The 25,801-nt window shown below is 45.3% G+C and carries 26 protein-coding genes and 1 pseudogene; 19 read left to right on the forward strand and 8 right to left on the reverse strand.

The features are described 5' to 3' along the window. Positions 1–7 precede the first annotated feature (7 nt). The 17 genes and pseudogenes from BJP58_RS25270 to BJP58_RS25350 all read left to right on the forward strand — a co-directional run bounded on the left by BJP58_RS25270 (position 8) and on the right by BJP58_RS25350 (position 17,051). Entirely contained in the window at positions 8–292 is a 285-nt protein-coding gene (locus BJP58_RS25270; protein ID WP_194541065.1) for a hypothetical protein, read from the forward strand. 171 nt (positions 293–463) lie between these two features. Continuing rightward, positions 464–1,315: a P-loop NTPase family protein gene (locus BJP58_RS25275; RefSeq protein WP_194541066.1), complete on the forward strand. Its 852-nt coding sequence runs from the start codon at positions 464–466 to the stop codon at positions 1,313–1,315. Between the two features lie 28 nt (positions 1,316–1,343). Next, the gene (locus tag BJP58_RS25280; protein WP_194541067.1) at positions 1,344–1,733 is read left to right on the forward strand and encodes a YhfM domain-containing protein; all 390 of its coding nucleotides are present in this window, start codon (positions 1,344–1,346) and stop codon (positions 1,731–1,733) included. Beyond that, positions 1,726–2,352, forward strand: coding sequence for a superoxide dismutase family protein (locus BJP58_RS25285; protein WP_233354757.1), 627 nt, complete (start codon positions 1,726–1,728; stop codon positions 2,350–2,352). Before BJP58_RS25280 ends, BJP58_RS25285 begins: the two co-directional genes overlap by 8 nt. Before the next feature lie 286 nt (positions 2,353–2,638). Further along, on the forward strand, positions 2,639–3,592 hold the full coding sequence (locus tag BJP58_RS25290; RefSeq protein WP_194541068.1) for a carbohydrate ABC transporter permease: 954 nt from the start codon (positions 2,639–2,641) through the stop codon (positions 3,590–3,592). Beyond that, positions 3,589–4,434: a carbohydrate ABC transporter permease gene (locus tag BJP58_RS25295; protein ID WP_194541069.1), complete on the forward strand. Its 846-nt coding sequence runs from the start codon at positions 3,589–3,591 to the stop codon at positions 4,432–4,434. Before BJP58_RS25290 ends, BJP58_RS25295 begins: the two co-directional genes overlap by 4 nt. 111 nt (positions 4,435–4,545) lie before the next feature. Then, complete coding sequence (locus BJP58_RS25300; protein ID WP_194541070.1) at positions 4,546–6,267, forward strand: cache domain-containing sensor histidine kinase; 1,722 nt, start codon at positions 4,546–4,548, stop codon at positions 6,265–6,267. 113 nt (positions 6,268–6,380) lie between these two features. Further along, positions 6,381–7,706 carry an ABC transporter substrate-binding protein gene (locus BJP58_RS25305; protein ID WP_194541071.1) on the forward strand — a complete coding sequence of 442 codons (1,326 nt, stop codon included), beginning with the start codon at positions 6,381–6,383 and terminating at the stop codon, positions 7,704–7,706. Between the two features lie 310 nt (positions 7,707–8,016). Further along, entirely contained in the window at positions 8,017–9,639 is a 1,623-nt protein-coding gene (locus BJP58_RS25310; RefSeq protein ID WP_194541072.1) for a response regulator transcription factor, read from the forward strand. Positions 9,640–9,654: 15 nt separating this feature from the next. Further along, a complete protein-coding gene (locus BJP58_RS25315; RefSeq protein WP_194541073.1) occupies positions 9,655–11,736 on the forward strand; it encodes an alpha-glucuronidase family glycosyl hydrolase in 2,082 nt (693 codons plus the stop codon). A gap of 205 nt (positions 11,737–11,941) precedes the next feature. Then, a pseudogene (locus BJP58_RS25320) lies at positions 11,942–12,195 on the forward strand (nucleoside triphosphate pyrophosphohydrolase); the annotation flags it as partial. Positions 12,196–12,889: 694 nt separating this feature from the next. Beyond that, positions 12,890–14,110 carry a WXG100 family type VII secretion target gene (locus BJP58_RS25325; RefSeq protein WP_194541074.1) on the forward strand — a complete coding sequence of 407 codons (1,221 nt, stop codon included), beginning with the start codon at positions 12,890–12,892 and terminating at the stop codon, positions 14,108–14,110. A gap of 2 nt (positions 14,111–14,112) precedes the next feature. Next, complete coding sequence (locus tag BJP58_RS25330; protein WP_194541075.1) at positions 14,113–14,460, forward strand: hypothetical protein; 348 nt, start codon at positions 14,113–14,115, stop codon at positions 14,458–14,460. A gap of 205 nt (positions 14,461–14,665) precedes the next feature. Continuing rightward, positions 14,666–15,025 (forward strand): hypothetical protein, encoded by a 360-nt coding sequence (locus BJP58_RS25335; RefSeq protein WP_194541076.1) that lies wholly within the window; start codon positions 14,666–14,668, stop codon positions 15,023–15,025. Positions 15,026–15,394: 369 nt separating this feature from the next. After that, positions 15,395–15,604 (forward strand): hypothetical protein, encoded by a 210-nt coding sequence (locus tag BJP58_RS33755; protein WP_233354758.1) that lies wholly within the window; start codon positions 15,395–15,397, stop codon positions 15,602–15,604. 208 nt (positions 15,605–15,812) lie between these two features. Beyond that, entirely contained in the window at positions 15,813–16,028 is a 216-nt protein-coding gene (locus BJP58_RS25345) for a hypothetical protein (RefSeq protein WP_194541077.1), read from the forward strand. A gap of 654 nt (positions 16,029–16,682) precedes the next feature. After that, the gene (locus BJP58_RS25350; protein WP_194541078.1) at positions 16,683–17,051 is read left to right on the forward strand and encodes a hypothetical protein; all 369 of its coding nucleotides are present in this window, start codon (positions 16,683–16,685) and stop codon (positions 17,049–17,051) included. 224 nt (positions 17,052–17,275) lie between these two features. Here BJP58_RS25350 and BJP58_RS25355 read toward each other — a convergent pair whose 3' ends face one another. Next, the gene (locus tag BJP58_RS25355) at positions 17,276–17,938 is read right to left on the reverse strand and encodes a hypothetical protein (RefSeq protein ID WP_194541079.1); all 663 of its coding nucleotides are present in this window, start codon (positions 17,936–17,938) and stop codon (positions 17,276–17,278) included. A gap of 638 nt (positions 17,939–18,576) precedes the next feature. Between BJP58_RS25355 and BJP58_RS25360 the strand changes: the two genes are divergently transcribed. Continuing rightward, positions 18,577–19,287 (forward strand): hypothetical protein, encoded by a 711-nt coding sequence (locus BJP58_RS25360; RefSeq protein WP_194541080.1) that lies wholly within the window; start codon positions 18,577–18,579, stop codon positions 19,285–19,287. Positions 19,288–19,338: 51 nt separating this feature from the next. Here the strand turns inward: BJP58_RS25360 and BJP58_RS25365 are convergent, their stop codons facing one another. Together BJP58_RS25365 and BJP58_RS25370 are read right to left on the reverse strand one after the other, a co-directional pair. Then, positions 19,339–19,980 (reverse strand): hypothetical protein, encoded by a 642-nt coding sequence (locus tag BJP58_RS25365; protein ID WP_194541081.1) that lies wholly within the window; start codon positions 19,978–19,980, stop codon positions 19,339–19,341. 284 nt (positions 19,981–20,264) lie between these two features. After that, positions 20,265–20,423 (reverse strand): YvrJ family protein, encoded by a 159-nt coding sequence (locus tag BJP58_RS25370; RefSeq protein ID WP_336245426.1) that lies wholly within the window; start codon positions 20,421–20,423, stop codon positions 20,265–20,267. Between the two features lie 432 nt (positions 20,424–20,855). Here BJP58_RS25370 and BJP58_RS25375 point away from each other — a divergent pair, with 432 nt between their 5' ends. After that, positions 20,856–21,605, forward strand: coding sequence for a hypothetical protein (locus BJP58_RS25375; protein ID WP_194541082.1), 750 nt, complete (start codon positions 20,856–20,858; stop codon positions 21,603–21,605). A gap of 36 nt (positions 21,606–21,641) precedes the next feature. Here BJP58_RS25375 and BJP58_RS25380 read toward each other — a convergent pair whose 3' ends face one another. The 5 genes from BJP58_RS25380 to BJP58_RS25400 form a co-directional block, all read right to left on the reverse strand. Next, positions 21,642–22,133 (reverse strand): cell wall hydrolase, encoded by a 492-nt coding sequence (locus tag BJP58_RS25380; protein ID WP_194541083.1) that lies wholly within the window; start codon positions 22,131–22,133, stop codon positions 21,642–21,644. A 91-nt stretch (positions 22,134–22,224) separates the two neighbouring features. After that, a complete protein-coding gene (locus BJP58_RS25385) occupies positions 22,225–22,422 on the reverse strand; it encodes a helix-turn-helix domain-containing protein (RefSeq protein WP_194541084.1) in 198 nt (65 codons plus the stop codon). Between the two features lie 78 nt (positions 22,423–22,500). Next, positions 22,501–22,893, reverse strand: coding sequence for a sigma-70 family RNA polymerase sigma factor (locus BJP58_RS25390; RefSeq protein WP_194541085.1), 393 nt, complete (start codon positions 22,891–22,893; stop codon positions 22,501–22,503). Between the two features lie 751 nt (positions 22,894–23,644). Next, positions 23,645–24,631, reverse strand: coding sequence for an ABC transporter substrate-binding protein (locus BJP58_RS25395; RefSeq protein ID WP_194541086.1), 987 nt, complete (start codon positions 24,629–24,631; stop codon positions 23,645–23,647). Between the two features lie 27 nt (positions 24,632–24,658). Beyond that, positions 24,659–25,801 carry an LLM class flavin-dependent oxidoreductase gene (locus tag BJP58_RS25400; protein WP_194541087.1) on the reverse strand — a complete coding sequence of 381 codons (1,143 nt, stop codon included), beginning with the start codon at positions 25,799–25,801 and terminating at the stop codon, positions 24,659–24,661.

Raw genomic sequence — 25,801 nt, forward strand, 5'->3', positions numbered from 1 at the left:
AATATAGATGGATAAAATTATGACGGTTAGTCTCGCATTTGATCATAAAGAAGAGGGAACAATCTTAGTAGGTATTAATCCTGAACTTGATTCCTTATCATATCCCGAGATTGAATCGATGATAGGGGATCGGATTATCTTAAAACATGATGATCATGAAACTATACATGAAGTTCGATCGATACAGATTTCAAATTCGATGGCAAATAAAAAAAACATAGGTATTTCTGTCGGTAAGAATATAACAGCAAAGGATATTCAAGTAGGTTCTGTTGTATATTCACATAAGTGAGTGATCTATGGTCCAACAACCGATGATAAGAAAATAAGAATGGGACTTCATGAGTGGGAGCTGCGGCGCAAAACGGCCGCAGCCTTTTTGTATAGAGAAAAGGATATTCACAGGCTCCCACAGAATAACATGAAGCTGCACACATTTTTTGAGATTTGAAGGAGATTTGAAATGAAGACGAAATTAATCATGGTTGAGGGCCTGCCGGGATTCGGCAAGTCGACGACGTCCCGTATGATTCATGCCATTCTTTCCGAGCACAACATTGAGTCCCGGCTGGTGATGGAGGGGGATACCGACCATCCGGCAGATTATGAGGGAACCGCGTGTCTGACGGAAGAGGAATTCGGGCAGTTGCTGGAAGTCGCAAACCCTTTTAAAGAAATATGGATCGAACGGGCTGTCAAAAAAGGCAGCTGGAACCTCCTGCCCTACCAGAAGCTGAAGAACGAATATGGCGCTTCTTTTCCGGACGACCTTTATCATTCGTTGGCTAAGAAGGATATTTACGAGCTCCCGCTGGACCTCAACCGGTGGCTCATCACCGATCGGTGGGAGGCATTTGCCGAGCAGGCGCTGCATGAGCCCACCGTCGCGATTTTTGAGTGCTGTTTCATTCAGAATCCGGTAACCGTCGGCATGGTGAAGCATGATGCGCCGGAAGATCAAGTGACGGACTACGTGCTGGGGCTGGAAAAAGCGGTCCTTCCGCTAAATCCCCTCCTGTTCTACATTGAGCAGAACGACCTGGAATACGCATTCTGCAAGGCTATCCGGGAACGCCCGGAGGCATGGTCCACAGGGTTCGCCCATTACTACACTGGACAGGGGTACGGTAAACATCACGGCCTGGAAGGCGTCGAAGGGACTCTGCAAGTATTGGAAGCCCGGCGCGAGTTGGAGCACAGGATCTTGGACAAGCTCGGACTGAACAAGGAGTTAATCAATAACTCCCTTTATGACCAAGAGACGTACAGAACCATGCTAATAGACAAGCTGAAGCGGCATGGGATCATCCCATAATATTTTTCATAGATAAGGAAGGACAGTAATGAAGCGCTTATTCATGATCATGATGCTTTACATGATGGCTCTATTGGTAGGCTGCGATAAGGACTCTGGTTGGGAGACGATGCAGCTTCTAGACGAACAGGTTGCCGAAATACGGATTTCGGATTTCGAGACATGGGACGAGATGAATGGGGATACACTGTTGTCCTTTAAGGAAGCGAAAGATGTAAGAGCGTTTGAGGAAGCGATCCGTACCGCTCGCAAGCAGCCGGAAGATGCCAAACGAACGGACCCGGATTACGACGTGATGGTCGTCTATGCCCAGCCATCTCCGATTCATGCCATCAAGCTGTGGTTGGGAGAAGAGGGTCAGGAAAGTGTCTGCGAATCCAGAAGGCACCTTAGATACGATTCAACACACGATGACTAAAATAAGCCACTTCGTTAACGGCAAGGACAATGCCACCGCTGACGGTCCAATTGCGGAACAAGAGACGGAGACCGCGGATCCTAAGATGCCTACCGACAGTATCGATGCGCCAGCTCGCATGGTTTCGGATCCGGTTAACCAACCAGTGTACTGGGGCGAGGCTTCCAGGAAAGAATCCCTGGGGCAGCCTGTAGTCAAGCTGTACAATGCGGCGGGCGAGCCAGTTGGTTCCGCTACTTTAGAGCAGATCCATGACGGGGTGAAGGTGAAGATTACCGCATCCGGCCTCACTCCAGGCAAGCATGGGTTCCATGTGCATGAGAATGCGATTCAGGGAACGGATTTTAAATCTGCCGGAGGGCATTTTAATCCGACCCACAAGCATCATGGCCTGGAGAATCCGCAAGGAAGCCATGTCGGCGACATGCCGAACCTGGTCGTGGGCGCAGACGGCACCGTGGAAGCGGAGATGATCATTCAGCATGGCACGCTGGAAAAGAACCAGCCGAACTCGGTGCTGGGGCGCTCGCTGATCATTCATGCCGGCGAGGATGACAATGTTACCGACCCGGCGGGCAATTCCGGCGACCGTGTGGTGGGCGGGAATATACCGGAGTAATCTGGCAAGTTGATAGTGCATCCGTTTGCAGCATATGAGATTCAGTGAAAAACGCATCTCCACAGGGAGGTGCGTTTTTTTGTTAAATTATGCCAGTTCAAGTGCACCCGGAGAATTAACCCCGCAGGATAAAATTGAATTACTCGCTTCGACACGGTGGGGTTCTTGGTCGTATTCGTTTCTGACGACACATTCTGAAAATATTGAATGATTTTGAGCAATTGTCTCATGTAGTTCCCGGCGGCTCTCCTTCTATACTTAAGGTACTGAAAAGGAGAGTGAATTCATGGAACGAGCAACATCTTTAGCATCCGAAATACCTGTTCGCAAAAAGCCATTTCGCAAGCGCTGGGACTCTCCCCTTGCAGGTTATCTGTTTATTTCCCCTTGGCTGATTGGATTTCTGGCGTTGACAGCCTATCCGATGCTGTTGTCCTTGTACTATTCCTTCACAAATTACACCCTCATGAGGCCGATCGAGTGGGTCGGCTTGGACAATTACGAGCGCATCATTACGGCGGACGACAAATTTGCTCAATCACTCAAGCTCACGTTTTATTATGTACTCGCCTCGGTGCCGCTGAAGCTAATTGCGGCGCTGATGGTTGCGCTCCTGCTAAAAAAGGCCGTGCGCGGGATATCCGTCTATCGAACGGCCATTTATTTCCCTTCCTTGATCGGGGCGAGCATCGCGGTTTCCCTGCTATGGAAAAATATTTTCGGCGTGGACGGCTTCTTCAACCAAGTGCTTGGATTCTTCGGAATTCCCGGAACGGGCTGGGTCACGAACCCGGATACCGCATTATGGTCTCTGATTGGTTTGTCGGTATGGCAATTCGGCTCATCGATGGTTATTTTCCTTGCCGGCTTGAAGCAGATCCCGAATGATCTGTATGAAGCCTCCGCGGTGGATGGCGCGGGCAAGCTAAAGCAATTTTTCAAAATCACACTTCCTATGCTGTCGCCCACGTTATTCTTCAATCTCATTATGGGGGTCATTAACTCCTTCCAGATGTTTACGCCTGCTTACGTCATCACCGGCGGCGGGCCGATGAACTCTACCTATGTATATGCGTTATACCTATATGAACGGGCATTCAGCCGCTATCAGCTGGGTTATTCCTCTTCCTTGGCCTGGATCATGCTGATATTGATTGTGGCTGCCGCCGTGATCATTAACCTGACGTCGAAATACTGGGTATTCTACGAATCCGAGAGCCAAGGAGGGAAAGGAAAATGACCAGACACAAATGGAACCCCGTGATCCGCCATTCGGTCCTCATTATGTTCAGCTTGATTATGGTTTATCCGGTCGTTTGGTGGATTGGCGCTTCTCTGAAAACGAACCAGGAGCTCAGTTCTCCGTCCATCTTCCCGTCCGTGCCTCAGTGGTCCAATTACACCAACGGATGGAACTCTGTTCCGGGATTCACCTTTACCGATTTCTATTTGAATACCTTTTATTTAATTACGGCGGTGATCATTGTAACGGTGATTTCCTGTACGCTTGTTGCCTTCGGATTTGCAAGACTGGACTTTCCGCTTCGAGGCTTCTGGTTTTCCCTGCTCATGCTCACCCTGATGCTGCCGGGCCAAGTGCTCATCATTCCGCAGTATGCGATGTTCCACCAATTTGGTTGGGTCAACACCTACCTGCCGTTTATCGTGCCCCATGCATTAGCGGGAGGGGCGGGAGGAACCTTCTTCGTCTTCCTGCTCGTTCAATTCATACGCGGGATCCCGCGGGAGCTGGATGAATCGGCCAAGATCGACGGATGCAGCTGGTTCGGGATTTACTGGAGGATTGTAATGCCCTTGATGAAGCCTTCTATCGTGACGGTCATTATCTTCTGCTTCCTATGGAACTGGGATGATTTCCTTGGTCATCTCCTGTACATTAATTCCGTCGACAAATATACGGTAGGCTTGGCTTTACGGATGATTAACGATTCGCAAGGCGGCGCGGAATGGGGACAATTGCTCGCAATGTCGCTCGTATCCATTCTACCGGCTACATTGCTGTTTATCTTTGCCCAGAAATACTTTGTGGAGGGTGTGGCTACCACAGGACTAAAAGGGTAGTAGCTAGCCCTACCGATATATTATAAAATGAGGAAACATTGAGGCAGCGGTACGCCGCACAGCTTCAATGTTTTTTTCTGATAGGAATGTAAAGCATGGAGGATGAGAATTATGATCAATCCCTTCAAAAAATACCGGATCGATTCCCTGTTTATTATTTGCTTTGCAGGACTGATCACGATTGTGCTGGCGATCACGGTATGGACCAGTTATGTCATGACTTCGCGGGAATTGGCTGAAAACACGTCGTATTATCAAAAAAGACTGCTCGAGGAGCTGAACAACGAAATTACGGGTCGCCTGACTTCGATCGAGCAGATATCGCTGACAACGTCCAGGGACAACGATTTACTTACGTTTCTGTCGGGAAAAGAAGATGAGTTCAACCACTACCGGAGGTCCAAGGGCATACAGGAAGCGCTGGCTCATCTCACCTATTCGATTCCGCAAATTCAAGCCATCGATTTATACATGGAACAGCCGGAGTGGGGGGATCGGCAGAGCTATATTCAGTTCCATGGATTAACGGAGGCTGCGACAAAGCCATGGTATCCTTTGCTGCAGAACAATGACTTTTCCTGGTCAGAGGAGCATGATTTAACGACCTATAATGGGAACGTGCCTGTGCTGAGCTTTTCCCGCAAGGTGTACAACAACTCCCGGTACTTGGGTATTCTTGTCGTGCATGTGAAAGCGGATTGGATCCGCGGGATTCTCGAGGGATATTCCAAAGATTCCAACCGGATGCTGCTGGATCTGAACGGCAGGGAGCTGCTGAGCGTCGGGAAATCAATGAGGGATGCCGGATTACAGGAGCAGGATTTGCGGTTCACGGACCAATCCGGTGTGTCACGGCTGCATACACAGCATGGCGTCGAGTCTCTGGTCGTCTATTCCAAAGTCGCCGACTCCAACTGGATGCTGGTGGAGATTACCCCATGGGAGAGAATTACGTCAGGCAGCATCAAGCTGGCTGGAGCCATTATTACCATCGGCATCGGAGCCCTATTGCTGGCTTTCTTGTTAACGCTATGGTTAAGCAGGCAATTGTTGAAGCCGATCGCCCAGTTAGTGAGAGCGATGAAGAATTACGATGTCGGTGGGAGACAAGCTGAGCTGGCCGGTGATTACACGAATGAATTCGGCATTCTGTTTGCAGGGTTTCGCAGACTGAATGAGAGAATCCAGGCTTTGTACGCATCCCTTGCGCAGCGTTACGAGCAGCAGCGGAAGGCGGAAATCGAAGCGCTCCAAGCCAATATTAATCCGCATTTTCTATATAACACCTTGGACCAGCTGAACTGGATGGCGATTGCGGAGGGACAGGAGAAGATGAGTCGCATTCTGGAGCTGATGGGCCGCATGTTCCGCATCGGATTATCGCATGGAGAAAGCTTTATTACGATTGAAGAAGAGTTGACTCACGTCGCATGCTATTTGGAAATCCAGCAGATCCGGTGGGAAGACGGTCTGGAATACGAGGTGCATGCCTCCCAGGAAATCCGCAACTTATTCATTCCCAAAATGACGCTCCAGCCTTTCGTCGAAAATTCAATCATTCATGGATTTAATTCAAGGCAAACTGGCCGAATTCAAATTAAGGCTGAGGAAGAGGGCAGCCGGATCCGAATGACGATTATCGACGACGGAAGCGGGCTTGCTCCTCAGAACAAAGGGAGCCATCGCCGCAAAGGAGGTTACGGGATCCGGAATGTGAGAGAGCGGTTCTCGGCGTTCTTCAACGATGATTATGAGATCCTCGTTAAGGATGGAGAGAATGGAGGAGTGGTTGTATCGATCGCCTTTCCAAGGCTTGAGGAAGCACAGCGGTAAAACATAATCAGACGATTTTATAATAAATTGTGCATCTCTCTTATACTCCTGTCATCCTGGAATTGATAGGATACATATTGACCACAATATATTGTTTTTAGGGGGAAGTCGGCATGAACAAATGGAAGCGATTGCATATTGTCGCGTTATGGATGGTGTTCTCCTTGCTGGTGGCGGCATGCGGCGGTAACGGAAGCACCAACTCAAGCACGGAAAGCACAACCTCAACCAAGAACAATACACAGGCCGAGAGCGGTTCGGCGGCGGAAAATGTCAAGCTGCGGATTATGTGGTGGGGTTCGCAGCCGCGTCACGAAGCTACATTGAAGGCATTGGAGACCTATACGCAGAAAAATCCGCACGTTACCTTCGAGCCCGAATATTCCGGGATGGACGGTTACCTGGATAAACTCTCCACTCAGGCAGCGGCGCATAACGAGCCGGATATTTTCCAAATGGACCCGGGCTGGGTTTCGGACTGGACATCCCGCAACCAGCTCGAAGAGCTCGACACCAAGGTTAAACTGGATGAATTGACGCCGAGCCTGCTGCCAATCGGGCAGAGAGACGGCAAGCAATACGGCGTGCCGTTGGGATCGGTTGCTTTTGGGATGATCTACGACAAGGCGGCTCTTGAGAAGCTGGGCGCAACGATGCCGACAGACGGCTGGACATGGGATGATTTCTTCGCATTGGCGGAAGAGGTAAAGCCTAAACTGGCGGAAGGCCAATATTTCACGCTGGATTATGCCGGTAACTACTTTATGTTCAGCGCTTATCACTATGCCAAGGGTAAAGGTCCTTTGATTACGGAAGACGGCAAATTCAATATTGATGAAGCGACTTTCCTGGAATGGACCAAGAAGTTTGAACAGCTGCGCAAGGACGGACTTATACCTCCAGCCGATTTGAACGCATCCGACAAGGAAATGGATCCGACGGCAGACCTGCTGGTCAACGGCAAAATCTTATTCCGCTACTCCTTCTCCAATAACTACACCACATGGGACAGCATGAAGGAAGGGGCGTACGATCTGGTTACGATGCCGCGGGCCGAGGAAGCGGGAGGCTGGCTGAAGCCGTCCATGTACTTCAGTCTTTCGCCTAATTCCAAGCACAAGGAAGAAGCGGCAAAGTTCATCGACTGGTTCATCAATGATCCGGAGGCAGGGGCTATCCTTGGAACTGCTCGAGGCGTGCCTGCCAATGCCAAGATCGCCGAGTCGCTGATTCCGAATCTTCCGGAGGGCGAAAAGGTTGGGATGAAACTGATTGACGCAACGACGCCGGACGGACAGATATTTACGACAGGGCCGGAAGGCTGGGTGAACTTCATCGACAAAGACTTCCCGCTCGTCCGGGATGAGCTGAGCTTCGGCAGAACAACACCGGAGAAGGCCTATGAATCGTTGAAGAAGGCCTCGCAGGAATATGAATAGATCATATAAAATGAGATGAGAACTAGATGGATGCTAGCAAGGGAGTAAAATGATTCCGAAGAAACGGAAGTGGTCGCCTTTGTGACCGGATTTTTACCACTTAATATAAAATCCAAAAATCCGGGAGCAACAGCGATCGTAGGAACATTTTCGTACTTGCCCCCCGCATCCAAATTAATAATTCAGCTTATATGTTCCGGTCTACTCCCGGTTTACGTCATGCCTGAGCGGTTTCATAGCCTATCGGGCATGGCGTATTACCTTTAATGTGAGGCATTGCCTTTTTGCAAATAAGAAGGAGGATCTTCAGATGTGGAAGATAGGAATCGTTGATGACGACCGCGCCGTGCTGCAGGGAATCCGAAAAGCCATCCCTTGGGATGAACTGAATGCAGAGTGGGCGGGAGAAGCTTTGAACGGGGAAGAAGGGCTTGAAATGATTGAATTGGCCAGCCCCGACATCGTGATTACCGATTTATATATGCCTGTCATGAATGGTCTGGATATGATCGAGCAGCTGCGGAAGAACACCGGCTATTCAGGAAAAGTGATCATTCTGAGCGGTTACTCGGACTTCGAGTATGCCCGTCAAGCCTTGCGCCTGAACGTGAGCGATTACTTATCCAAGCCGATCAGCCTTCCGACGCTGAAGTCTGTTTTAAATGAAGCCATATCCGATTTGGAGGAGCAGGAAGAGCTGCGCATGAAGCAGGATGAACTGCTCCAGAAGCTGCAGCTTTACGAGCCCTTCGTGGAGAAGGAGTGGGTCAAATCGGCCGCAGCAGGTGCACTGCAACATTCAGGTCTCCAAACGGAAATCCCCGAGCCTTATCGGTATTGGACCGATTTCGATCATACGGTCATTGGCATCGAGCTGATCTCCGATCAACGGGCAGCTAATCTAAGCTTGCCGGACTGGAGCCTCCTTCGATTTGCAATCAGCAATATGGTGTGCGAAATTACCCAGGCGGCATTCCCCCGCTTCGACCATACGGATCTCCACACCAACCGCTCCGTGGTCATTATTCATCATGGTCGAATGGAGTCTGCCGAGCGAGTGCGGCAGCAGCTGGAGCAGCTGGGTGTCCGATTAATCGACTGTGTGCAGAACTACTTGAAGCTGAAGCTCCGAATCGGCATCGGTGATCGCAAGAGCAGTATAAGGGAAATCGGTATCTCGACAGAAGAAGCCTTTCGTGCGATCGATGTGAATACGCAGCCGGCGGTTCCGGAGTATGAGCTGTATTTCTACTGTGCACAGGAGCCGGGCAATGCGGAGGCCAAGCCTCCCGTGCGCCCTGTTAAGCTTTACCTGGAGCTGGCCGGTTCGATTCGAACCTCGCAAGAACATCAAGCACAGACGATCATCAGGGACTATATGAAGCGATTGGAACAGCAAGGGGGCATCACCAAACCATACGTCAGTATGCTGGCAGGGGAGCTATGGGGAATTATCGCCTTCGCTTTCTATGAGACGGGGACCGTCGTTGACGATTTCTTCCCGAATGACAGCATTACGCGCGAAATGGCGAAACTGCAGCGTCCATCCGAGCTTGCGGAATGGCTGATCACCAAGATCGGGCTCGTGTTCGGCAGTCGCGAATGGGGCGGGAACGGAAAGCATCGCCAGGCAGTCGACTTTATGATCGAGTACATTCACGAGCACTATGCCGAGGATCTCACGCTTGGGGGACTGGCGGATAAGGTATATATTTCGAGAAACTACTTGTCGATGATTTTTAAGAATTTGACGGGAGAAACGTTCAACAATTATTTGACCAGAGTACGGGTCGAGAAGGCCCGGGAGCTGCTGATGGAGAAAAATGCATTGGTGTACCAAGTGGCAGAACAGGTCGGATATAAAAACATTCCGTATTTCAGCACGGTATTTAAAAAATTCACGGGCATGAACCCGACGGAGCTCGTGAAATGATCATGAGGAGGCATTATGAACAGCAGTTATGACCCGGCATGGTTGCAGGTTGATGGGAGCTCGCTGAAGCATGCTGCGGCAATTAAGCCGCTGGAAAGCTATTTGGGCAAGATCGTGACCGCGCAGGCGGTTTCTTCGCAAGTATTTCGTACAGCGATTCAGGAGTTGACCACAGGCATTGCTCTACTGACAGGTGTGCAGCCCTTACTTCGCGAAAAGATGGATGCCGGCCGCTGCTTGGTCGCAGGGACGCTGGGGAGCATAGAGAGAGCTTTGCTTGACGGCTCGCCGGAAGCCGAGGAAGCCGGTCTTGTGGGAGATGAAGGTTACATCATACGCCGCATCGTAAGAGGAGACCAGGATTACATATTCATTGCAGGAGGATCGGACAGGGGACTTCTGTACGGGGTCTTTCATTTTATGCGTCTCCTGCAGACGGGCCAAGCGAACGAAGCGCTTGATATGATCGAACATCCGAAGTACCGGCTTCGCATGGTGAATCAGTGGGACAATATGGACGGAACCATTGAGCGCGGATATGCGGGCCGATCGATATTTTATAAGGACCATACACTCGTCTCCGATCTGACTCGTGTCCGGGCTTACGCCAGAATGCTGGCCTCTGTTGGGATTAACGGAATCACGATCAATAATGTGAATGTGCATAAGACCGAGACGAAGCTGATCACGCCTCAATTGCTACCGGATGTGGCACGCGTAGCGGATGTGTTCCGCGATTACGGCATCAGCCTCTACCTCAGCGTGAACTTTGCTGCACCGATCGAGCTTGGGGATACATCCACAGCGGATCCGTTAGAACCGGCCGTTCAGAATTGGTGGAAACAGAAAGCGGCCGATATTTACCGAACCATTCCTGACTTTGGCGGATTTCTGGTCAAGGCCGACTCGGAGAACCGTCCCGGCCCGTTTACCTATGGACGCCATCATGCGGATGGAGCCAATATGCTGGCAGAAGCGCTGGAGCCTTACGGCGGACTCGTCTTATGGAGATGCTTCGTGTACGATTGCCATCAGGATTGGCGGGATCGCCAGACGGACCGCGCCCGCGCCGCATATGATCATTTCAAACCGCTGGACGGCAAATTCAAGGACAATGTGATCCTGCAGATCAAGAACGGTCCGATGGATTTTCAGGTCAGAGAGCCGGTATCGCCATTGTTTGGAGCGATGGAACGAACGAATCAGTTGCTAGAATTCCAGATTACGCAGGAGTATACGGGACAGCAAAGGCATGTATGTTATTTAATTCCGCAATGGAAAGAGGTGCTGGAATTCGACACGCTGTGCCAAGGAAAGGGCAGCAAGGTGAAAGATATTGTAGCCGGACGGGTGTATCCGTATCAGCACAGCGGCATAACAGCCGTGTCCAATATTGGTGATGACTTCAACTGGACCGGTCACTACCTTGCCCAGTCCAACCTTTACGGCTATGGCCGCTTGCTGTGGAATCCGGAGCTGACGGCGGAGGAAATCGCCGAAGAGTGGAGCCGGATGACCTTTGGACCCGATCCGGATGTGACGAGGACCGTGATGGACATTCTGATGGAATCGTGGCCGGTCTACGAGAATTATACCTCTCCGCTTGGCGTGGGCTGGATGGTCGTGCCGCATGTTCACTACGGCCCAGACGTGGACGGATATGAATACTCCAAATGGGGAACGTATCATTTCGCGGACCGCGACGGGATCGGCGTTGACAGGACGCAGGCCACGGGAACGGGGTACGCCGGCCAATATGTTGGCGCCCATGCGTCGATGTATGAGCGATTAGAGACTTGCCCGGATGAATTGCTGCTATTTTTCCACCATGTTTCTTATACCCATGTGTTAAAGTCCGGCAAGACGGTCATTCAGCATATTTATGACACTCATTTTGCAGGAGTCGAGCAGGTGGAGCAGTGGCTCGCACGCTGGGATGCCTTGGAGCATAAGCTTGATCAGCAACGCTTCCTGCATGTTAAACAGCGCTTGCTGGAACAACTAGAGAGTGCAAAGGAGTGGTGCGATGTCATCAATACGTATTTTTATCGAAAATCGGGTATCGCAGATCAGCATAATCGCGTGATCTATTCGTAGGGGGAAGGGCCTTGAATTTCAACCTAAGGTTGGAATTCGGGGTCTTTTTTTGTTGGGGGTGTAGGAGAGGGTGGGGAGCAGATTTTTAAACAAAATTGTATTCGTCGTATTTCTGTTTTCAGGAAAATAGTAGTCTTTGTTCGAGCGATTCTTTGATATGATACAAATATGAATACATAATTAGCGATGTAAAGGATGAGAATCTATGCCGGTTTACAATAAGCTAGTTCGGGATCTGATTCCCCAAGTCATTGAATCTACAGGCAAAGAATTTCGCACACGGGTCTTAGATAAGGAAGAGTATAAGAAAGAATTGATCATAAAGCTCAAAGAAGAGTCGGAGGAGTATTTTACCGCTCCAAATTCAAAGGAGTCGTTGGAAGAACTTGCAGATATGCTGGAGGTTATCCGGGCATTGGCGATTTTGTACATGGAGCGACATGGGAAGAGCTTTCTCAGACGATATCCTTACTTAAGACACCTTTAAAAGCCTTGTCCACTATCCTAGAAGTAGATGATTCCAGGCATTTAATCACTTTCCACCCAGATATAGCCGATCAACTAGATGATCCGGTTATTCAAGAGTTAAAACAATATGCTCTAATCGAATTGCAGAAGTATAACGATAGATTAAGCGCTCCCGTGTTCTCTCTTCATCATGCATTAAATGAAATTATGGAAAACTGCACTTCTGCAAGAAACTAAGCCTTTGCAGTGAATCTGATCAAGAGAACGGATGAGCTCCTTCTCCAAATATCCAGCCTGCTAGAATTGCCTTACCAATCATACCACTCCGTTTTAAAATATAGGACCTAAGGACAAGTACAAATTTTTTTTCTAAACAGATATTCATTGCAAGCAAGCAGGCTGAGAATAATTAAAGATAAATTAATCCATCTATTCCCACCCCTTTTTTTTCGGTATGTTATGTTCCGTGACTCCCTTCATCCTACAACTTCTATAATAATGGTCATGTTATTCGAATCCTGCTCGTAATAAAGTCCCGCATCTAACTGAGGAAAAGATCCTAGTTTTAAAGTAAAATAGCAAGGTCTCGAGAACCTTTTCCATATAATTCAAGTGGAGTAAAATATTTAAGTTAACTATGATCGGAGATCGGGTTCAATCCCGGAAGCAAGATGGAGAGGTTGTTATGAGTAGAATTTTGGTCACACCGGAGATGTTGCTGCGCGTTGCAGAGCAATGCTCCAGGGCGCATGAACAGCTGGAAGCAATGATACACATGCTGAACCAGAACATCCATATGCTGGAGTCTGGGTGGGAAGGTACGACGAGATCCCGTTTTTACGCGGATTTTCAGCAGGCGCATCGGGAGATGACGCAGACCACGGAGCATATCCATCGGACAAGCTTGGAGCTGAGAGGGATTGCCCAACGATTTAAGTCAGCAGATGAGCGGGGACAACCGATCCAAGTTGCTGGGCATGTGCTGGGAGCATTCCCTATGATGAGGGGACCCGCAGGCCATAGTGCCGTAGAGGATGCCGGGAGAAAAGCGGAGGAAGCCTGGAATTCGGTGCAGCAGGAAGCCGGGAAGGCATGGGACACCGTGAAGCAAGAAGCAGGGGAACTATGGGAGGGCGTAAAGATCGGAGCCGCCCAGTTAGGGAACTCGTTAATGGATACGGCGATATCCTTGTACGAAGATCCGCTTGGAACCGGGAAAGAGATGCTCTATAATGCAACCATCGGGACGGTCGAGGATATTTGGAACACGGGGATATGGGCCGGCAGAATGCTTTTTAGCGATGAGTATCGCGAAAAAATTGCCGAAGACGTGAAGGCAGAAGTCGATTCAGCAGGCGGCTGGTCCAAATATTTGGGACAGGGGGCGGCTTTGATCCTTGGAGAGGCTATCCTCAACCGTGCTGGAATTAGGGGTAGAGGTCCGCTGAATAAAAAGCATGATGATCTTGGTGGCGGTAATGGTAGTGGTAGTGGTAGTGGTAGTGGTAGTGGTAGCGGTAGTGGTGCCGGTGATGATAGCGGCGATCGTGGCGGCGATGGTAATAAGTCGGGGGATGAGGGTACGGGTAAAGCCATGGGCAGCATGATCAACGACATACGAACAAAGACACCAGATCAATTGCTCAACGAAGGCTGGCAGGATGTAACTGATCCAAGGAAAGCCGAGAATACCATGTCTCGGGAATATTATAATCCTGAAACAGGTGTAAAAATTAGTTATGATCCAGGAAAGAAAGGTGCAACAGGATTTGAAGCGGTAGACCATTACCATATCCACAATCCGAATTATACCGATAAAAAAGTCGATTATTATTTTGATATTGACGGAAATCCTGTGGGGAAAGGTTCGAAAGCTTCTCATATTGTAATAAAGGACGGTGAGTAAGTATGAAAATAGCTACTTTTATTGAAGAATACGATCTACATGACAGCCTATTAGAAAATATTAGTATTAACGGCGAGAAACTGGTTCTCGATATCGATCTCTGTAATTGGAGACAAAAAAATTACAGCCCCGAGGAAGATGAAATGAAATTAATTAAGGTTACTTTTGAAAATGTACAAAGGTATCATTTAGATTCAACAAATGATACGGTAGATTCCGATTCAATCTTGGAGATCAGTTGTACGGATGTGGATTCTTCTTCAACGTCGAAAGACATAAAAATCGTCTTTGAAGGTGAAGAAGATATAAAAATAATGACATTTAGAAGTGATAATGTAACCGTAGAGTAATTAGTATAACCTTGATCGAGTGCTCGTCACTCAGTCAAGGTTTTTCTTTTGCCCTATATTACCCTCTTCAAGCTAGATATGTGAGGGAAGTTACTTTAGACTTTAACATAGGAATTGACAAGTTTAGTGGTTCTCCAACAAATATTATGACTGTATTAACCGATAAGCATGGAAATCTAGTTACTGCTACACCGGGAGTGATAAAATGAAACTCAAAGGAAGTAAACAAGAACAAGAATTCAGAAAGGAACTAGAGGGTTCGAATTTGGTTTTGGCTAAAGACGGAAAAGTCGAATTAATAATGAATGTGTTAAAAGATACTTTTGGAGAATTAAAAAGTGCGTATATTTTGAATTGGACACCTGAACAAGGCGAGGATATATACACTATTTTGGTTGACACTGATAAAATCGCTAAAGTTGAAATTAGTAGAGTCAATCAATCGGAAGTTCCTTTAATTGACACTTACAACCTGAAGGATTTCCAAAAACAGTTGAGTAAAGTATTTCAAATTAAACTAGCCGTGGCGATTGATTTAGCGAAAACGGAACATCAGGAAGGTTAGAAAAAAATATTAAAGGTATAGAAGAAGCTCATATTAAAGAGAAAAATGTGAAGTAAGTGGCTAAGAGGACTGGCTACCAGTGCCGAGTGAGATGGGTAGTAATGTTCAATCAGATTTTACAACCTAAATATCACTATTCCGTTACATCAAACAGGTTATTATAGTCAGATGCTACCATGATTGACCTGTTTTTTTGTAATTCCTAGACTATACTTTTACTGCTGAATTTGGAAAAGGAGGGAGTTAATTCTGGCCGTTTCAGCAATAATTCTAGCACCACAAAACGAATTTGAACAACATTTCAGTATTCCAATAGCTACACAAAATTTCTTTGAAACATACTGGATACCTGCAATTGAGTCAATAAATATGGAGTGGATTGTGGGTATTAGGTATGGAATAGATGTCACAAAAGAAGATGCTGTTTGTTTGATACATGAACTTAGTTTACTTAAAGACTGGGCACGAAAAAACTTACAGGATGATGTGCAAAAACAGATGCTATCTAGAATTGAACTTCTTGAAACTAAGCTTCCTACGGCTTTTCAACGAGGAGATGCATTGGTTTTTATTGGGTAAATAAATGAATCCATAGTTTCCCCTGGCCTGTCGAGTTCCGTGGTATGTTTCTACGAAAGATTTATGGTTTCTGGATAGGAAAATGCTAGCAGAGTTACTTAAATTAAAATCTTCTCACTGAATCAAATACATTTATAGTCCTTATCTCATTATATGTAAATGTCGATAAAAGAGAACTTTGAATTTTTGAGAATAATGGAGGGAAGAAATGAGTGATAATAAAATAACCATACTGTCTGAAAAGTTCGAGAATGAAAAAACTGGTGAACAAGTCGAAGGAATAACGATTATGATAGATGGCAAATTAAAAAATATGTTAGACATAATCATTGAAAAAGAGGGCGGATACAATAACTATACAGAGGTAATTAAAGATATAGTATTTGCTGGCATAAATCAATTTGTCGAAAAGCACAAGAGTTAGAACCCCGCTTAGGCACTGCACCTCTTATTATGAAATCTTGATAGGCTACGTGCCTTTCAAGGTTTTTTTCATTGTTGGCGGTAGATGACGAACGATGTCATCATTCAACCAACAGTGTAACCCATGTTACACCCGTTCAAAGGTTTCGCCATTTTATTTGTACGCACATCAAATGCTTTTAGTTTTATAATCTGAATATCGCTATTCCTTTACCTCAAACAGGTTGATCATAGTCTATACAACCGTAATTGACCTGTTTCGGTTATGGTCGTTTCTTCAAATTTCTTAAATCAATCGCAACTGTCAGGTATTGAGGATATTGCCACAGTAGTGCCTGTGAGAAATCGTTCTACATGGAATCCAGATACAGAGGTATTCGATGTTACCCCGTCTAAAAATGCTTATGATAAAGTTATAGCTGACTGAAGACAAAAATTATTTCTGGGCAGCAGATATTGACAATATTAATCATGAGTATGAATTTATTTTTAGATTTGTAATAGAGTACTTTAAGGAAAATAGTGAGGATTACTTATGGTTTGATGATGCCGATTGGTATTATTCTGCTGCTGATATATTAAAATTAAGCCAAATGCCCTATAACTCTGAGTGGTGCAGTAAAAAAATAGTGTGAAATAACCCATATCCAATAAGGTGGCGAATGACTTTGAAGAGACCCTGGAAGATCATAGCATCCGGTTTTATTGGCATCGTTTTTCTTGTCGTTATGTTGTAGGTGCCTATATCAATAATATCGGATTCCATAACTTAAAGCTCATGTACACGTTGAGTACTACGGAGAAATTAATAGTTCCAATGGATAAAGTGGGGCATTATCTGGCAAGAGAGGATCGTTCCGTTGGGCTTCTAAAAGAGCGACTGAACAGTAAAGGATGGAGCTATGTCGAGCAAGAAGGCTCTAATTATTTTTTTGAAAAGGGAAATGAAGAATCATTTGTTACCGTGCAGCAATGGAATCATAAATATGTCATTTATCAGGTTAAAAGGGGAATGAAAAACTAGATAAAATCGTAAGTGACTATTTTAACAGTTAAGAGTGACCAACACTTCTGATGAAACTCAGAGGTGTAAGGAATGACAGAATCAATAAAATAGGTCGTTCTACTCCACCGGACAGAATATGCCTCATACATATCGAAAAGCCGCGGTATTTCGCAGCTTTGATTGTTAGCTCTCTTTGCTGCATGAATTGATGTTCCGCCAACTGCTAACGATAACGTTTCTTGTTATTTCACGAATGTGTCCGGCAGCTTCAGGGAAACGATCGCCTTGTCAGTATCCTGCAACCCCGAATCACTTAGAAATTGCTCGCGAAGCTCTTTTTTATTCTTACCTAATGCATACTTAACACTAATATCAACAACATTGTCATGCGAACGAAATGCGGGGAATTGGTCCAACGAAAAAACAAACGCATCCGCTTGATAAGTCTTCGAACCATCAGCCCCGCAAGGAGATTTGGAATCATCCGGGCATATGTTTACGGTAATGGGAAGGTGCGGCGGATTGCGCTCGGCTATTACCCCATTGATGGAGCCGTCGATGTACTGGACGCTGATTTCCCGATCCTTCCTCGTATTCTCAACCGCAGAAACGACATACAGTCGATCCGGAACGGCTTGATTATTCTGGTTGACGGCATCTTTCACCAAGAAAGCGTATTGGTAGCGGATGCTGATATTTTCTTCGATCTCAGAGATTTCGGTCAAGGGTTCCGTGTTCACGGATCCAGCGGATTTGATCCCTTCCACATCATAGATTACGCTTAATATCGATTCAGGGTCCGTGTTCTGCGGGACGGTTTGTTTGACGGACGTGCTGCAGCCGGTCAAAAGGGCAGCGAAGGCCATGAAGATGGCTATGACATATCTGTTCTTTTTGTGAATCATGCCTTTCCCAATCCTCCTTCAACTGCATGTATGATCATGTTTAATAAATGAAGCTATCAAAAATAAGTTAATGGAATTTATGGCATAATGCAAGCTAGGACGATACTTAGGGACGGGTGAAGGTGAGGACGGAATGCTAAGACAATTGTTACGACCAATCCGACCAGCGTGACAAGCAGCGATAGGTAGAACGAAAATTTTTGAGATTCTATTCGACTTTACTACAATTACAAGGTATCAATATTTCCTGTGGTCTTCCGGTTATAGGATCGATGTTGAATTTATCAATGTACATCCTGCGGAGAGTGGCTAGTTGTGTAGACAATTCTAAACCAAACCGTTGGAACACTTCTTGCTCTTGCTTATCAGTATCATTTGTTTCATCGCTAGATATACATTTAGAATATGCTCTGACTGCTACATGTACAGCTTGGATGCTTTTGATCAAATGATCTCGACAAACCACTTTTATCGCCCCCATATACCATATAGATTGATTAATTCCATTCGTTACTATTTTTTAAATATAAAATGACATATTATCAACTTTTTGGTTTGTGAATCATGTATACTGATCTATATTAAATTCAACAATGAATCGAAAGAAGGGAAATAAAATTATTAAGAAGCCTATCTTGATGTTAAATGCCGTTATTTTGTGTGGTACCTTGCTGACTGCTTGTGGAAATGAGCAGCCCTCAGTATCTCGAGACACTCCGACTCCGAATACTCAGAGCCAGGGGACTAATAATAAAGAATTAACCTCTCAATTTCCCGATAATGGATACAGTATTAAACTGGATTCCATTGCGGAGAACCAAGCTGTCCGAGCTCGAGTGAGTACTGAGCATGGAGAACTCCAGGTTGTATCCAACGGCAAGGAGGAAATTGGACACATTGAGGTGCCTAGCGTTTTTGGAGCAGAAGGCGACTTCACTTTTAGAGGAAATTATAATGTAATATTTAAACATGATGGTTCCGAAAAAGTGATTAAGGAATTAAATGATTTCATATTTGTACAGAAAACCGATAAAACCGTTTCTTTTGAGAAGATCAGTTTTGATAAAGTTGATATTTATCTTCTTACTCCGGAATATACCGCTTCTAGAGGATATAACTCATATGCATTTGGTATAGATAAAGAGAATGGACACGTTTTTCCATTAACATTCAAAACAGGAAATAACGACCGAGAAACTGTTAATTATGCAATTGATACCTTCCCACATAATGAAGATGGCAAGTTGGTTGTGTCTACTAGAAATACTGAAGGAGAGAACGATGAACAAGCTATTGAAAAAATAGTCTACTCATTGGATATTTCCAAGAAGCAGTTCGTATCAGAATAGATTGATTGGAAATGCACTATCAACCTTGATAGTGCATTTTCAATAAGATAATTAATACAAATTCGGAAGTCCGTATACATTAGGATCTGTTTTTTGGATGTACATTAGACTATTCAGACATGTATTATTGCTGTTAGTAATCGTTGTGTCCATGCCAGGGTAAGGATGTTCTGCCCAAATTCGTCTTGTTGCATAGCTGTTAAGAGCAAATACTTGAGTATGACAGAAACCAGAGGCTGGTCCAGTGTAATTCGGATCATAACCATCTTGTAGAGCTTTTACAGCAGCACGAATGCCAGGTGCGTTACCTCCAGCTCTAGAGTAAGCATAGCGAACGTGGATATAACCTTCTATCATCAGTTTGGCGTAAGCAGAAATTCCATCTCGAAGAGTAGAAAAAATCAAATTACGTCCAGATGGTCTGGAATTATCATAAGTTCCACTGTATCCGCAAGCTGAACGTTGGAAGGCGAAATTAAGTGTCGCTTGAATATCTGCGAGTCCAGCTGTTCCCCATCCATGCTCGAATCCCCATTGTGTTATGATCATTGCAACGGGCATTCCGTTAAGTCCACCGCTTTTCCTCCAACTTTGATAAGATACCCATTTAGCTAATGCAAGAATATCGTAACGTGTTTCATTGTAAGTGATCGATCCATTGACAGTATTACTAATGTTTGCTGCACAAGCCATTTTAAATGACCTCCTTGAGTTTTTTATTGAACGCTTTTATAGTTGGCGTTCTACTATATAAAGAGAAATGAACATCTGATTTTACAACCGTTCTCGAATTTTATTTCAATTCACTAATATCAAGAGTTTGCATAACCTCGATCATTTTTACATAGAGTTCTTGTTTTAGATTTTCTCGATGATTGGATGGGACCTGTGACAGGGAGGCTTTTATCTTTGAAGTGAAAGATTCTAGAATTTGTAATGATGCATTCTGATCGTCATGTTGCTGAGTTTTACTAAAATCACTTCTTCACGTTTTTTTGTATTTCATTCTTCAATCCATTAATAGCCTCGCTTAAATCAGATATTTTTTTTTCAAAACGAATAAGTAGATACGAAGTAATTGCAATGGGAAACCCTAAATTAGCTATAAAAGTAGCAAAATCAACCTCCGACATCATTCCTCACCCTTTCGTTATTAACCGACTTAAATTAGCTAGTACTTTTAAGTGGTGTTTCGAGAGATTCTGTTGGGATACTCCGAAATTTATTTAGTTTTTGCATTTAAGCGTAAGATAGAATCAGTTGTTGTTGGTTGGGAAGGATTCATAAGCTTAATAAAGTAAATGATCGGTAATATGATCTGAAGAGATCACGCCTGCCTAATAAAGAGAGATGAAGCCCCATTTTCACAACCATTTCTCAAAATAGAATATGAATTCGCCCTTGCCTTGGAATGATCTGTTCAAATGGCCGTATTACTTGAAGTGATGATAGAGGTTTGTTAACATAAATTTAACTTTATTATTAAATATTGTTATTATTATGTAATTCCTCTTCTTATTTGCTTTGATATAATTTCTGCTAGGTACGATGAAAGGGGCACAAGGAGATTGAAAAAAGAAATTGGTGTATTTATGTTGGTGAGTGCTGTTTTGCTTTCGGGGTGTGGTTCAGATGATAGTGGTAGTGCTAATCAAGGGTTGACGGGTGAGTCTCCCAGTAAACAGGTAACAACGCAGCCGGTACAAAACACTAATGAAAAAGAAAAACTGATTACAGCTTCGGAAAATAAGAACGTAAAACTTTATGCTGTCAACGAAACAGACGGTGAAGTTCAAGGGGTTAGGGTTGATATTAACGGGAAACAGAAAGAATTCGATTGGAACATCGTAGATACAGGAACTAAACCACAGCTACTCTATACTGATCTAACGGGTGACGGTAAGGAAGAAGCTGTAATCCTGATCCAGACCGGTCGAGGGACAGAGTTTAATACTTATGACATTCATGTACTTCATGCGGAAGACTTGTCCGAAATTAAAGTACCTAATGCGTTGGATGTTGCTAAAGAAGAAGTGGATTCTAAAGTAATTCAAAAAGCGGATGCGCTGGACATAACAGTTAACATTCAAGGTAAAGAATATAAAACAACTTATCCTACACAAGATGATAACTATTCCGATAAGCTTATTTTTGGGGCTATAAATATTTATTCAATAGAGAATCAAAAAATTGTTGCCACTGTTGCTGGGAATGTTAAACAAATAGAATTTGTCGGTTCCGTTATAATCACTTATAGCTACGATAGTACAAGCAACGAATTTAAAGCTGAGAAAATAGAATTTGATTCTGAAAAGTAAAAAAAGAAGCTGGCAACCACCAGCTCCTTTTTTTACTTAAGGCTCGACGATGTTGAAGAACATGTGGTCACCAACTTGTATTTTCGAAGTAACCTCTACCACATCTACTCTGGCACCAGGCATTTTATACCAGAGTTTCCCTCCAGAAGTATAAGAGAGTGAATTAAAGAGCTTGGCTACTGTGTAATAACGTTTATCGTTAATAGGGTTCCTAAAGCTGCTTAGGTTTTGAGCAACGTTAACACAGTTTCTCCATATGGCACTGCTTGTGTCTGGCGCAAGACATTTAGCTAAGTTATGATCCCAAAAACAACTAAAAGCACCTTGTTGGAGCACAACTGCTTCGATCGTATTTAGGTTACCAAAAGGTTTCCCCGTATAATTTTTACGGTTCATAATGACGTAAGCAACACCTACACGTGAATCTGAGTCATTTTCCGTTTCACCATACAGTGTTCTTGCCAACAAATCGACACTGTCACGTCCGTAAAGCTGGTCTCTCGAAGTTAGTTTGTCACCAATCGCCATAAATTGTTACCTCCATAAAGTTTTTGTAGATCACCGGCGTCTCACTATATAAAGTGAAATGAGCATCTGATTTTACAACCACTCTCGAATTTTATATCAATTCACTAATATCAAAAGTTTGTATAACCTCGATCATTTTTACATAGAGTTCTTGTTTTAAATCTTCTCGATGATCGGGAGGAACTTGTAACAAGGAGGCTTTTATCTTTGGTGTGAAAGATTCCAGAATATGTAGTGTTGCATCTTGGTCATGAAGTTGCTGAGCCTGTACTAACAATTCGGCCATCATAAAATCACTTCTTTACGTTTTTTTAATTTCATTCTTCAATATCAAATCAGTAACGAAATCAACCTCCGACATCGTTCCTCACCCTTGCGTAATTAACCGGCGCAATTTAGCTAGCGCTTTTAATCGGTGTTTCGAGATATTCTGTTGGGATACTCCCAATCTCCGGGCTATTTCCTTGTCAGTTAGTTTTTGTACGTAAGCGTAAGATAGAATCATTTGTTGTTGTGCTGGGAGGGATTCATATGCTTGATGAAGTAGATGATCTGTAATGTGATCTTTTAAATTTGGTGGTACAGATTCTGAATCGTAAACTGTAAATAATGCTGAATCTTGATTTTCGTTGTTGTCTAGCATCAGAGGAAATCGGTTTTCCTTCATTCGTCTCTTTTTGTCGTAATTAATAGAGTTGTAGTAAATAAGATTGGCCATATACGTGATAAACCGACGATTTATTTCCTCTTTCTTTTTCAAAATAAGACCCCCTTCCTTTTTTGAAGAGAACATTCCTACTTAATAAAGAGAGATGAAATCCCATATTTACAACCATTTCCCAAAAGAAGAACAAAAGTTGCTATATTTTATCATTAAATACAATATGATCAATGAAATAAAACACATATCTTATTTGCAAATACAAAAATCTTCTATTAAATTACAATATATTTCTCTTCTCGATAAATGAAGGTCTCTTAATTTTGGAAAGTAAACTGAGCTACTGCAGGGGGGGATATGGATTACTTAACTGAGGAAATACGTACTTGAAAAATCGAATACTGTTTATGACTACCGCCTAATATCAGCTAATCCAAAATACACATATATAAAAGACTGCCCCCAAAGTCTACGATGAACGTAGTCTATTTGAAGGCAGCCCTGTTAAACTTACATAAGGCTTCAATTACATCGCTCTACAAATACTTTGCACTTGGCAGCAATTTATTCAACAAAATCGCTGCAAGTGAAGCTGCTAGAATCGGTGAACCGAAACTGCTTTCCCCAACTCATTTTAGAGTGGTATCGTCATGGATAGAACAAATGATTTATTAGAGTTGGATAAGCGCCTTATTTCTTTTTGTTTTGGTTCATTGCTAGGCCAATCGTAAAAACAAAAAAAGGACACCAAGTCCTAAACAGACCTAGTGTCCTCAAATGGTTGGATACTGGAATTTTTACCGAACAATGTCTGACGCTCACCGCTCCTCTCAGCTTGCCTCAAGCGGCCTCACTTCAACGTCCTCACATCCACCGTATTGGATAGGACATCCACTTCATTCGGAATAATCCCTTTTTCAAACATATAATCGGCCACCTCTTGCCAACGTTGGCGGACGGTGTCATCAATCGGGTCAAACGGGTATAAAGAGCCTTCCAGCTGCTGACGCGCGACGGGTTCGGAGACGCCTTGGATGTCCTGAATTAATTGGACGGTGTGATCGACGTCGTCGGATAGAAGCGCGGACTCTTCATTCAAGCCTTCGAACACTTCATGGACGAGCTCAGGATGCTCCTTCAGGAAGCCGTTTCGCACAATATACACCGTATCGTTCTCGGATTCGATGTCGCCTGCGGAAATGACCAGCTCTGCACCGAAGTCGACGAGCGCCACGGCCGTAAACGAACCCCATGTCGCCCAAGCGTCGACTTGCCTGCTTTCAAAGGCAGGTCCCGCTTCCGTTGGCGGAAGATAGACGATCTCGACTTCGCTTGCATCGAGTCCGCCTTTCTCCAGCGCTTTATATAGTAGGTATTCGCCCGTGCCTCCGCGGTTTACAGCTATCTTTTTACCCCGAAGGTCGGAAGGACCCTTAATGCCCGCTTCCGGCTTGGCCACAATGCCTTGATTATGCAGATCGCCTTGCTGCTTCGTAAAAATGGTGAATTCCGAGGAGCCTCCGACAAGGGCGCTAATGGCTGCCGTAATCGAGCCGATGGTGATATCGATCGAACCGGCGTTTAACGCCTCGATCGCCGGCGACATGGCGGCGAAACCGCCGGTTTTTTCAACTTTCGCTCCGGCTGCTTCCAGCCTTTTATAGAGGGGACCGCCTTCATCGGATAAACTTAATGGCTGGGCACTGCGCAGTATGCCAAGACGAATGGGCACGGCCTCATCCTCAGCATTGGCTTGTTTCGCTTGACCGGCCTTACCACAAGCCGCTAACGTCACTAACAGAATTGCTAAAAGTAAATGTAAGCTTATTTTTCGCATAGGACACTTCCCTTTTTGCCGGATCATTTAGTGGATTTGATGAGCCCAAGTGAAAACCTTCTCCTGTTCTTCTTGCTTCTGTATGGTTGCGGCCTGACGGTTCACGCATAGATGGGGCAGTATGTATTCTCCTACACGGTAAGCTTCTTCAAGCAATGGAACACCGGAGAAAATAAACGTTGAAATGCCCGCATCCTGATACTCTCTTATGCGTGCCAGAACGGTTGCCGGACTGCCTACGATCGTTGTGCCCGGACCTGGTCGTACCAGACTCATCCCGGCCCACAAATCCGGATAAATCTCGAGCTCCCGCGCGTCTTTCGGGATCTGACCGTTGTGATTGCGAAGCATGCGCTGCTGCCCCACCGAATCGCTGTTTCGAAGAATGGTTTGCATATGCTCCACGGTCTGCGGATCCATCGTCTTGAGCAGCCGATCCGCTTCTTGCCAAGCTTCTTCGTCCGTATCGCGAACGATCAGATACAGTCGGATGCCATACCGCATCGTACGCCCTTGCTCTGCAGCTAAAGCTTGAAGATCTTGAATTTTCTCTGCGACTTGCGGTGGCGTTTCTCCCCAGCTCAGATACGTATCGATATGCTTGGCTGCCGTGAGATGAGCCGCTTGCGACGATCCGCCGAACCACAGGGGCGGCGTTGGTTTCTGCGTGGGGGAGAGCTGTAAGGCTTTGCCTTCGGCGGTAATATATTTGCCATGGTAATCCAGGTTTTCCCCGGCCACCGCTTGTTTCCACACCTGAATCCATTCATCCGTGTAGGCATAACGTTCATCATGCCCAAGCGTTGAACCATAGGCGCGCATTTGCGCCGTGTTTCCGTTCACGATGTTTAATAATACGCGTCCTCCGGAAAAATCATCGAAGGTTTGCGCCATTTTCGCGGCCAGCACGGGTGAAATCAACGGTGGATGAACAGCGATCAGAAAACGCATGTTGTTCGTGCTGGAGATGAGGGATGATCCAAGCACCCACGTATCATGCGGACCCGTTGCCAGCAATGCGCCGGTAAACCCTAATTGGTCTACAGCCGAGGCAATCTGCCTTAGGTAAGGCAAATCGATTTTGCGCGCCCCCTCCGTTGACCAAGGACTTCGGCCATCCGGTGCCGTTAAATACCAATACACTTCAACGTTCTCTTTGTGTACAGCCAT

The organism is Paenibacillus sp. JZ16 (assembly GCF_015326965.1).
Lineage (GTDB): Bacteria > Bacillota > Bacilli > Paenibacillales > Paenibacillaceae > Paenibacillus_AQ.

Coding starts and splice junctions, on each gene's coding strand:
- BJP58_RS25295 (WP_194541069.1), top strand. CDS start 3,589: ATGACCAGACACAAATGGAACCCCGTGATCCGCCATTCGGTCCTCATT.
- BJP58_RS25330 (WP_194541075.1), top strand. CDS start 14,113: ATGAAAATAGCTACTTTTATTGAAGAATACGATCTACATGACAGCCTA.
- BJP58_RS25280 (WP_194541067.1), top strand. CDS start 1,344: ATGAAGCGCTTATTCATGATCATGATGCTTTACATGATGGCTCTATTG.
- BJP58_RS25305 (WP_194541071.1), top strand. CDS start 6,381: ATGAACAAATGGAAGCGATTGCATATTGTCGCGTTATGGATGGTGTTC.
- BJP58_RS25275 (WP_194541066.1), top strand. CDS start 464: ATGAAGACGAAATTAATCATGGTTGAGGGCCTGCCGGGATTCGGCAAG.
- BJP58_RS25400 (WP_194541087.1), bottom strand. CDS start 25,801: ATGGCTGTACACAAAGAGAACGTTGAAGTGTATTGGTATTTAACGGCA.
- BJP58_RS33755 (WP_233354758.1), top strand. CDS start 15,395: ATGGAGTGGATTGTGGGTATTAGGTATGGAATAGATGTCACAAAAGAA.
- BJP58_RS25290 (WP_194541068.1), top strand. CDS start 2,639: ATGGAACGAGCAACATCTTTAGCATCCGAAATACCTGTTCGCAAAAAG.
- BJP58_RS25285 (WP_233354757.1), top strand. CDS start 1,726: ATGACTAAAATAAGCCACTTCGTTAACGGCAAGGACAATGCCACCGCT.
- BJP58_RS25355 (WP_194541079.1), bottom strand. CDS start 17,938: ATGATTCACAAAAAGAACAGATATGTCATAGCCATCTTCATGGCCTTC.
- BJP58_RS25370 (WP_336245426.1), bottom strand. CDS start 20,423: ATGATGTCGGAGGTTGATTTTGCTACTTTTATAGCTAATTTAGGGTTT.
- BJP58_RS25380 (WP_194541083.1), bottom strand. CDS start 22,133: ATGGCGATTGGTGACAAACTAACTTCGAGAGACCAGCTTTACGGACGT.
- BJP58_RS25365 (WP_194541081.1), bottom strand. CDS start 19,980: ATGGCTTGTGCAGCAAACATTAGTAATACTGTCAATGGATCGATCACT.
- BJP58_RS25325 (WP_194541074.1), top strand. CDS start 12,890: ATGAGTAGAATTTTGGTCACACCGGAGATGTTGCTGCGCGTTGCAGAG.
- BJP58_RS25385 (WP_194541084.1), bottom strand. CDS start 22,422: ATGATGGCCGAATTGTTAGTACAGGCTCAGCAACTTCATGACCAAGAT.
- BJP58_RS25270 (WP_194541065.1), top strand. CDS start 8: ATGGATAAAATTATGACGGTTAGTCTCGCATTTGATCATAAAGAAGAG.
- BJP58_RS25395 (WP_194541086.1), bottom strand. CDS start 24,631: ATGCGAAAAATAAGCTTACATTTACTTTTAGCAATTCTGTTAGTGACG.
- BJP58_RS25310 (WP_194541072.1), top strand. CDS start 8,017: ATGTGGAAGATAGGAATCGTTGATGACGACCGCGCCGTGCTGCAGGGA.
- BJP58_RS25300 (WP_194541070.1), top strand. CDS start 4,546: ATGATCAATCCCTTCAAAAAATACCGGATCGATTCCCTGTTTATTATT.
- BJP58_RS25315 (WP_194541073.1), top strand. CDS start 9,655: ATGAACAGCAGTTATGACCCGGCATGGTTGCAGGTTGATGGGAGCTCG.
- BJP58_RS25335 (WP_194541076.1), top strand. CDS start 14,666: ATGAAACTCAAAGGAAGTAAACAAGAACAAGAATTCAGAAAGGAACTA.
- BJP58_RS25360 (WP_194541080.1), top strand. CDS start 18,577: ATGTTAAATGCCGTTATTTTGTGTGGTACCTTGCTGACTGCTTGTGGA.
- BJP58_RS25345 (WP_194541077.1), top strand. CDS start 15,813: ATGAGTGATAATAAAATAACCATACTGTCTGAAAAGTTCGAGAATGAA.